6 protein-coding genes and 1 pseudogene are annotated in these 7,403 nt (G+C 61.7%); 3 read left to right on the top strand and 4 right to left on the bottom strand.

Annotation, left to right across the window (positions count from 1 at the left end; translation table 11 throughout):
- From QZ213_RS03545 to QZ213_RS03535, 3 genes and pseudogenes are all read left to right on the top strand, one after another.
- Positions 1–477: pseudogene (locus tag QZ213_RS03545) on the top strand (GTP 3',8-cyclase MoaA); the annotation flags it as partial.
- 183 nt (positions 478–660) lie between these two features.
- Positions 661–1,242 (top strand): TRAP transporter small permease subunit, encoded by a 582-nt coding sequence (locus QZ213_RS03540; protein ID WP_291684670.1) that lies wholly within the window; start codon positions 661–663, stop codon positions 1,240–1,242.
- A gap of 28 nt (positions 1,243–1,270) precedes the next feature.
- Positions 1,271–2,929: a TRAP transporter large permease subunit gene (locus QZ213_RS03535; RefSeq protein ID WP_291684669.1), complete on the top strand. Its 1,659-nt coding sequence runs from the start codon at positions 1,271–1,273 to the stop codon at positions 2,927–2,929.
- A 79-nt stretch (positions 2,930–3,008) separates the two neighbouring features.
- Here the strand turns inward: QZ213_RS03535 and QZ213_RS03530 are convergent, their stop codons facing one another.
- The 4 genes from QZ213_RS03530 to QZ213_RS03515 form a co-directional block, all read right to left on the bottom strand.
- Entirely contained in the window at positions 3,009–4,097 is a 1,089-nt protein-coding gene (locus tag QZ213_RS03530; RefSeq protein ID WP_291684668.1) for a TRAP transporter substrate-binding protein, read from the bottom strand.
- Positions 4,098–4,258: 161 nt separating this feature from the next.
- Positions 4,259–5,350 carry a TRAP transporter substrate-binding protein gene (locus tag QZ213_RS03525; RefSeq protein WP_291684667.1) on the bottom strand — a complete coding sequence of 364 codons (1,092 nt, stop codon included), beginning with the start codon at positions 5,348–5,350 and terminating at the stop codon, positions 4,259–4,261.
- Between the two features lie 185 nt (positions 5,351–5,535).
- Complete coding sequence (locus tag QZ213_RS03520) at positions 5,536–6,660, bottom strand: P-loop NTPase (protein WP_291684666.1); 1,125 nt, start codon at positions 6,658–6,660, stop codon at positions 5,536–5,538.
- A 154-nt stretch (positions 6,661–6,814) separates the two neighbouring features.
- Positions 6,815–7,252 (bottom strand): VOC family protein, encoded by a 438-nt coding sequence (locus tag QZ213_RS03515; RefSeq protein WP_291684665.1) that lies wholly within the window; start codon positions 7,250–7,252, stop codon positions 6,815–6,817.
- Positions 7,253–7,403: the final 151 nt, after the last annotated feature.

The following is a 7,403-nucleotide window of genomic DNA, read 5'->3' as shown; positions in this document are numbered from 1 at the left end:
GCGCTGATGGAATGGGCCCACGCCAAGGAAATGGCGCTGACGCTGATCGAGGTGATGCCGATGGGCGACATCGGCGCCGGGCGGATCGACCAGTATGTGCCGCTGTCGCTGCTTCGCGCCCGCCTCGCCCAGCAATACACCCTGGTCGACCTCGACGATAATACCGGGGGACCCGCGCGTTACGTTCGCGTCAGCGAGACCGGCGGCAAGCTCGGCTTCATCACGCCGATGACCCATAACTTCTGCGAGTCCTGCAACCGGGTGAGGATCACCTGTACCGGGACGCTGCACACTTGCCTCGGCCATGAGGATGCTTCCGATTTGCGCAAACCGCTGCGGGCCTCCGCCGACGACGATCTGCTCAGCGCAGCGATCGACCGCGCCATCGGATTGAAGCCGAAGGGGCACGACTTCATCATCGACCGCCGGCACAACCGCCCCAGCGTCAGCCGCCATATGAGCGTCACCGGGGGTTGAAGCGAGGCCTGCGTGATGCTATCCGCGGGCCGGATTTCCCTTTCAATATCAACAAACTTCCGATTGACGGGGACTTCGGGCGCTGGAATGGTGCGGCGGCTTCATACTCGCGCGGCCGGATAGGCCCCTGCGCCCGATCGGCGCAGTTCAAGACGACAGAGGCGTAACGGGGGAGGACTATCGTTGCAATCGCTCCTTAAATTGAGCCGCGGAATCGACGCGTTTACACGCTGGACCGGCAAGCGGTTGGCTTGGCTGATCCTGCTCGCGGTGATCGTGTCCGCGGTCAACGCCATCGTGCGCAAGGTTTTCGATAGCTCGTCCAACTCCTGGCTCGAGCTTCAATGGGTGCTGTTCAGCATCGTTTTCCTGCTGTGCTCGCCATGGACGCTGCTCGACAACGAACATATCCGCATCGATATCGTCAACCAGATGCTGCCGAAGCGGGTGCGAGACAGTATCGACGTCGTCGGGCACGTGGCTTTCCTGATGCCGCTTTGTGTCATCATGATCATCACCGGCGGTCCGTTCTTCATGCGCTCGGTCGAGATCAACGAGCAATCGGGCAACGCGGGCGGCCTGCCGCAATGGCCGGCCAAGTCGCTGATCATCATCGGATTCACGTTGCTGCTGGTCCAGGGAATTTCCGAACTGATCAAGCGCATCGCCGTGATGCGCGGGCTCATTCCGGATCCACATGCATCACAGGTGAGTGCGCTCGAGGCTGAGGTCGAGCACCTCGTCGGGTCGATCGAAAAGAACTGATCGCCGGACGCGGTCGCGGGGGGAATAAATGTCTGCGTTTCTTATCGCCAATATGGCGCCGATCATGTTCGCGTCACTGGTCGTCGTGCTGCTGCTGGGTTATCCGGCGGCGTTCTCGCTCGGCGCGGTCGGACTGATCTACGCCTTCGTCGGCATCCAGCTCGGAGAATTCCGGCCCGACTTCCTGCAGGCGCTTCCCGAGCGCGTCTATGGCGTGATGAACAACGACACGTTGCTGGCGATCCCGTTCTTCACATTCATGGGACTGGTGCTCGAACGATCCGGCATGGCGGAGGACCTGCTCGACACCATCGGGCAGTTGTTCGGCACCATCCGCGGCGGCCTCGCCTACGCCGTCGTGTTCGTCGGCGCGCTGCTGGCGGCCACCACCGGCGTGGTCGCGGCTTCCGTGATCTCGATGGGCCTGATCTCGCTGCCGATCATGCTGCGCTACGGCTACGACCGCCGGATGGCCACCGGCATCATCGCGGCTTCCGGCACGCTGGCGCAGATCATTCCGCCGTCGCTGGTCCTGATCGTGATGGCCGACCAGCTCGGCAAGTCCGTCGGCGACATGTACGAAGGCGCCTTCGTACCGGGACTGGTGCTGGCCGGTCTCTATGCGCTTTACGCGTTTCTCGTCACCCTGGTATTTCCCAAGGCGGCTCCCGGCCTGCCACCGGAGGCGATCGGCTTCCGCGAGGACAGCGGCAGCCGCGGACTGGTTTCGCTGCTGATGCTCTTCATCGCCAGCTGCTTCTTCGGCTGGTTCATGATGCGGAACTCCGAGACGCATGGCGCCGACTTCGTCGTGCTCAGCATGTTCTTCGGCATATTGTTCGCGTTCTTCGTGGCGGTTCTGAACTGGATCATCGACAAGCTCACCGGTTTCCGCTTCCTGTCCAAGATGGCGCAGCAGACCACCTTCGTGATGGTGCCGCCGTTGTTTTTGATCTTCCTGGTGCTGGGCACCATCTTCATCGGGCTGGCGACGCCGACCGAGGGCGGCGCCATGGGTGCGGCCGGCGCTATCATTCTCGGCGCGATGAAGCGGCGGCTGAGCTGGGACCTGGTCCGGCAGGCCACCGAATCCACGGCAAAACTGTCGGCGTTCGTGGTGTTCATCCTGGTCGGCGCCCGCGTGTTCTCGCTGACCTTCTACGGCGTCAACGGCCATGTCTGGGTCGAGCACCTCCTGACCTCCCTGCCCGGCGGCCAGATCGGCTTTTTGATTTTCGTCAACGCCTTCGTGTTCGTGCTCGCCTTCTTCCTCGATTTCTTCGAGCTTGCCTTCATCGTCATTCCGCTGCTTGGACCGGCCGCCGAACACCTCGGCATCGACCTGATCTGGTTCGGCGTGATCCTCGGCGTCAACATGCAGACTTCGTTCATGCATCCGCCGTTCGGCTTCGCGCTGTTCTATCTGCGCTCGGTGGCGCCGAAGGAACCCTATGTCGACCGCGTCACCGGCAAGCGCATGGAAGCCGTGACGACCGGCCAGATCTATTGGGGCGCGGTGCCGTTCGTCGTGATCCAGGTCATGATGGTGCTGCTGGTCATCATGTTCCCCTCGATGGTGATGCACTACAAGGGCGCGCTGTCGACTATCGATCCCAACACCATCAAGATCGATATCCCGCAGCAGGAAGCGCCGCCGCTGGATTTCGGTCCGCCCGCGAAGAACTAGCCGTGGCGACAGCTACAAACAAAGAACCCCGGAGCTTTCGCTCCGGGGTTTTTCGTTCACCTAAAAATGTGAGACGCGATCAGCTTTGCGAGTGGCGCGCCATGAAGTTGTCGTAGCCGACTTCGGCGACCTGGAACCACTGATAGCTGTTGTTGGAGAACGTGGTCAGCGACTCATAGACCTTCCTGAAATCCGCGTTGGTCGCCGCGACCTCGCTGTGCAACTCCTTCGCCGCCTTCAGCGAAGCTTCCATGACCAGCGGCGGGAAGGCATGCAGCTTGGTGCCGTTGGCGAGCAATTTGCGCAGCGCCTGCGGATTGAACTGATCGTACTTCGCCATCATCCAGTTGTTGGCATAGTGACCGGCCTGCTCGAGAACGCTCTGATAATATTTCGGCAGCGCATTCCATTTATCGAGGTTGACGAAGGACAGCAGCATCGGGCCGCCTTCCCACCAGCCGGGATAGTAATAATGCGGTGCGACCTTGTAGAATCCGAGCTTCTCGTCGTCGTAGGGGCCGACCCATTCCGCGCCGTCGATCGTGCCCTTCTCGAGCGCAGGGTAGATGTCGCCGCCGGCGATCTGCTGCGGCACGGCGCCCATCTTCTGCAGCACGCGCCCGGCAAAGCCTCCAATGCGGAATTTGAGACCCTTGAAGTCGTCAACGCTGGTGAGCTCCTTGCGGAACCAGCCGCCCATCTGGCAGCCGGTGTTGCCGGCGAGCAGCGAGATCACATTGTACTTCTTGTAGAACTCGTTGAGGATTTCCTTGCCGCCCCCCAGCATGTACCAGGCCTGGTTGATGCGCATGTTGGGTCCGAACGGCACCGACGAGCCGAAGGTGAAGGTCGGGTCCTTGCCGAAATAATAATACGATGCGGTGTGGCCGATCTCGACGGTGCCGTTCTGTACCGCGTCGAGCACCTGCAGTCCCGGTACGATTTCGCCGCCGGCGAAGGTTTGAATCTGAAATTTGTTGTCGGTGGCTTCGGCAACGACCTTGGCCATCATCTCGGCGCCGCCGTAGAGCGTATCGAGCGATTTCGGCCAGCTCGTCGGCATGCGCCATTTGATTTCCGGCATCGATTGCGCGATCGCCGGCGCGGCCATGGTTGCAGCCCCCGCAACGCCTATCCCGGTGACCTTGATAAAGTCGCGACGCTTCATTGAGCACTTCCTCCTGTGATGTGATTGCGAGCCTTCTTGTCGAGGCTTGGCGCCAGCATGGAACATCCGGTTCCGGATTTCCACGACGAACTCCTACCGCAATGCAAAAAGCCCGGCCTTCGGAAAGGCCGGGCTTGGAGCTCTTTACAACTTAAGGCAGATCAGCCGCGGGTACGCGAGCGGATCATGAAGCTGTCGAAGGTATATTCGGCAACCTGCCACCACAGATACTGATCCGAGCGATAGGCCTGCATCGAGTCGATCGACTTCTTGAAGTCGGGGTTCTTCGCGGAAATTTCGCCCCACAGTTCGTTGGTCGCCTTCAGGCAGGCTTCCAGCACTTCGTTGGTGAAGGGTCGAAGCTGCGTGCCGCCGGCGACGAGACGCTTCAGCGCCGCCGGGTTCTGCATGTCGTAGCGCGCGGCCATCCAGCTATTGGCATTGGCAGCCGCGTTGGTCACGATCGCCTGATAGCCTTTCGGCAGTTCGTTCCACTTGTCGAGATTGGCGAAGGCGTGAACCGTCGGGCCGCCCTCCCAGAAACCGGGATAGTAGTAGTACTTGGCGACCTTCTGGAAGCCGAGCTTCTCGTCATCATAGGGGCCGACCCATTCGGCACCGTCGATGGTGCCCTTCTCCAGCGACGGGTAGATGTCGCCGCCCGCCAGTTGCTGCGGCACGACGCCGACCTTCTGCAGCACCTGCCCGGCGATGCCGCCGATGCGAAACTTCAGACCGGAGAGATCGGCGACCGTCTTGATCTCCTTGCGGAACCAGCCGCCCATCTGGGTGCCGGTGTTGCCGCAAGGGAATGCGATTACATTGGCGGATTTCTTGAAGAACTCGTTGCCGATCTCCATGCCGCCGCCCTGGTACCACCAGGAATTCTGCATGCGCGCATTGAGGCCGAACGGCACCGACGCATAGATCGCGTAGGTCGGGTCCTTGCCGACGTAATAATACGAGACGGTGTGGCACATCTCGACGGTGTTCTTGGACGTCGCATCCAGGGCCTGCAGTCCCGGAACGAGTTCGCCCGCCTGGAAAACCTGAATCTGAAACTTGTTGTCGGTCATCTCGGCAACCTGTTTCGCGAAATATTCGGCACCGCCGTAGATCGTGTCGAGCGACTTCGGAAAACTGGACGTCATGCGCCACTTGATTTCAGGGGAGGATTGCGCGATCGCCGGCGAGGCAACGGCGGCCACCGCGGCACCGGTTGCCGAAACTTTCAAAAAATCACGACGCTTCATTAAGGCATCTCCTTGTTGGGGGCGTTTCCCAGATTTCCTTGAGCAGTTCTCCCGACGAGGCGATCTCGCGTCAGCCGGAGGCGCTCTGGCGGGCGGTCTTTAACACGGATTTTCGGGCGCAGAATAGGCGACGAAGGCATGACTGCACTGATTAAACGAAAGTCGCATATGGCCGGGAAACCGGCTCAGGCCGCGGCAATCGCGCCCTGGAGCTGATCGCGGACCTTGGCGCCGATCGCGCGGTAGATCGCCGCATGCGGGCCGTCCGGCTCGCTATCCACCACCGGCGTCCCCGAATCCGAGGCGGCACGAATCGACATGTGCAGCGGAATTTCGCCCAGAAACGGCACCCCGAGCCGCTCGGCCTCGTGGCGGGCGCCGCCATGGCCGAAAATGTCCGATCTCGTGCCGCAATGCGGACACTGGAAATAGCTCATGTTCTCGACAATGCCGAGCACCGGCACGTTGACCTTCTTGAACATCGCGAGCCCCCGCCGCGCATCGATCAGGGAAAGATCCTGCGGCGTTGAAATAATGACCGCGCCCTTGAGCGGCACGTTCTGCGCCAGCGTCAGCTGCGCGTCTCCGGTGCCGGGCGGCATATCGACCACGAGAACGTCGAGCGTGCCCCATTCGACGTCCCGCAGCATCTGGGTGATCGCCGACATCACCATCGGCCCGCGCCAGATCATTGCGGTGTCCTCCTCGACCAGGAAGCCGATCGACATGATCGCCAGACCAAAGCGCTGGATCGGAATCATCTTGCGCTCGTCGTTGAGCTGCGGCTTTTCGCGAATGCCGGTCAATCTCGGCACCGACGGTCCATAAATGTCGGCATCGAGCAGGCCGACCCGCAAACCGAGGTCGCGCAGGCCGAGCGCCAGATTGATCGCGGTGGTCGATTTGCCGACGCCGCCCTTGCCGGAGGCCACCGCGATGACCGCGGCAATGCCGGGAATCTCCGCCTGTTTTGCCATCGGTGACGCCGGGCTGTGCGGCGGCCGGTGTGAAGCAACCGGCGCCACGCCCGGCACGGGGCGCTGCGGCGGCGGCGCGGCGCCGGGCCTGCGCTCGGCGGTGAGCGCGATCATGGCGGCGGTGACACCGGGAATGGCGCGCACAGCGGCTTCGGCCTGCGCGCGCACGCTCTCCCAGGCGCGGGCTTCTGCGGCGTCGACATTGATCGAGAAGAACACCTTGCCGTCGGTCACCGTGACCGGCGACAAGACGTTGGCGTTGGTCAAGGCGACTCCGCGCGGCGACGCCACCTTGCCCAGAGCTTCGAAAACCTGTTGCTGCGTGACGCTCACGGCGCATCTCCCAAAGCGTTTTCAAGCGAAGTGGAAACCGGTTCGCGTGAAGAAAACGCGTCAAATAAAGGATATAGAGCCTCGGTTCTGAATCCCATCAGAACCGAGGCTCGGACTTCCGGATGCGACCCATAGAGCGGTCCCGCTCAAAAGGCTACCTCGCTCCAACGTCATCCGCCCGCTCCAGCGGCGCCGATACGCCCTGCTCCTTGGCAGCCTCGTAGTTCAGCTCGATCATGACCCCGTTGGGGTCGTTGACGAAGATCTGCCAGAGATCGCCGCCCGGAACCTGACGCGCGTCAAACGGCATCCCCTTTGATTCCAGCCGCTTCTTCATGCCCGCAAATCCCTGGCTGACGAAGGCGACGTGATGGACGACGCCGGAATCCGGCTTTTGCGGCTCGTCGGTCTTGGAGATATCGACCAGATGCACCACCGCCTTGCCCTCCGAGTACATCCAGGCGCCGGGGAAAGCGAAATCCGGCCGGGCGCCCTTCTCCAGCCCCAGGACATCCTCATAGAACCGGACGGTGTCCGCGAGCTTGCGGGTCCGGATGTTGAAATGGTCGAGCACGCCAACGCTCATGTTCATGTGGTGTCACTCCCTTTTTGTTGAAGTCCTTGATACGGCTCATCTTAACACAAAACCCGCACCTCACGCCAAACGGAGGCGTTGCCCTTCATGGCACAGGGTTTATTGTGCCCGCTCCACGTCCTGAGCGGAACCGGTTTCGGCCACCCGA

Origin of the sequence: Bradyrhizobium sp. (genome assembly GCF_017881085.1) — a bacterium.
In the GTDB taxonomy this organism is placed as follows: Bacteria; Pseudomonadota; Alphaproteobacteria; order Rhizobiales; family Xanthobacteraceae; genus Bradyrhizobium.
The sequence above is the reverse complement of the archived record's forward strand: the minus strand, read 5'-3'. Positions and strand labels throughout refer to the sequence as shown.

What these genes read in the sequence shown, in the direction of transcription:
- QZ213_RS03535 (WP_291684669.1), top strand. Translation starts at nt 1,271, where the DNA reads ATGTCTGCGTTTCTTATCGCCAATATGGCGCCGATCATGTTCGCGTCA.
- QZ213_RS03530 (WP_291684668.1), bottom strand. Translation starts at nt 4,097, where the DNA reads ATGAAGCGTCGCGACTTTATCAAGGTCACCGGGATAGGCGTTGCGGGG.
- QZ213_RS03525 (WP_291684667.1), bottom strand. Translation starts at nt 5,350, where the DNA reads ATGAAGCGTCGTGATTTTTTGAAAGTTTCGGCAACCGGTGCCGCGGTG.
- QZ213_RS03515 (WP_291684665.1), bottom strand. Translation starts at nt 7,252, where the DNA reads ATGAACATGAGCGTTGGCGTGCTCGACCATTTCAACATCCGGACCCGC.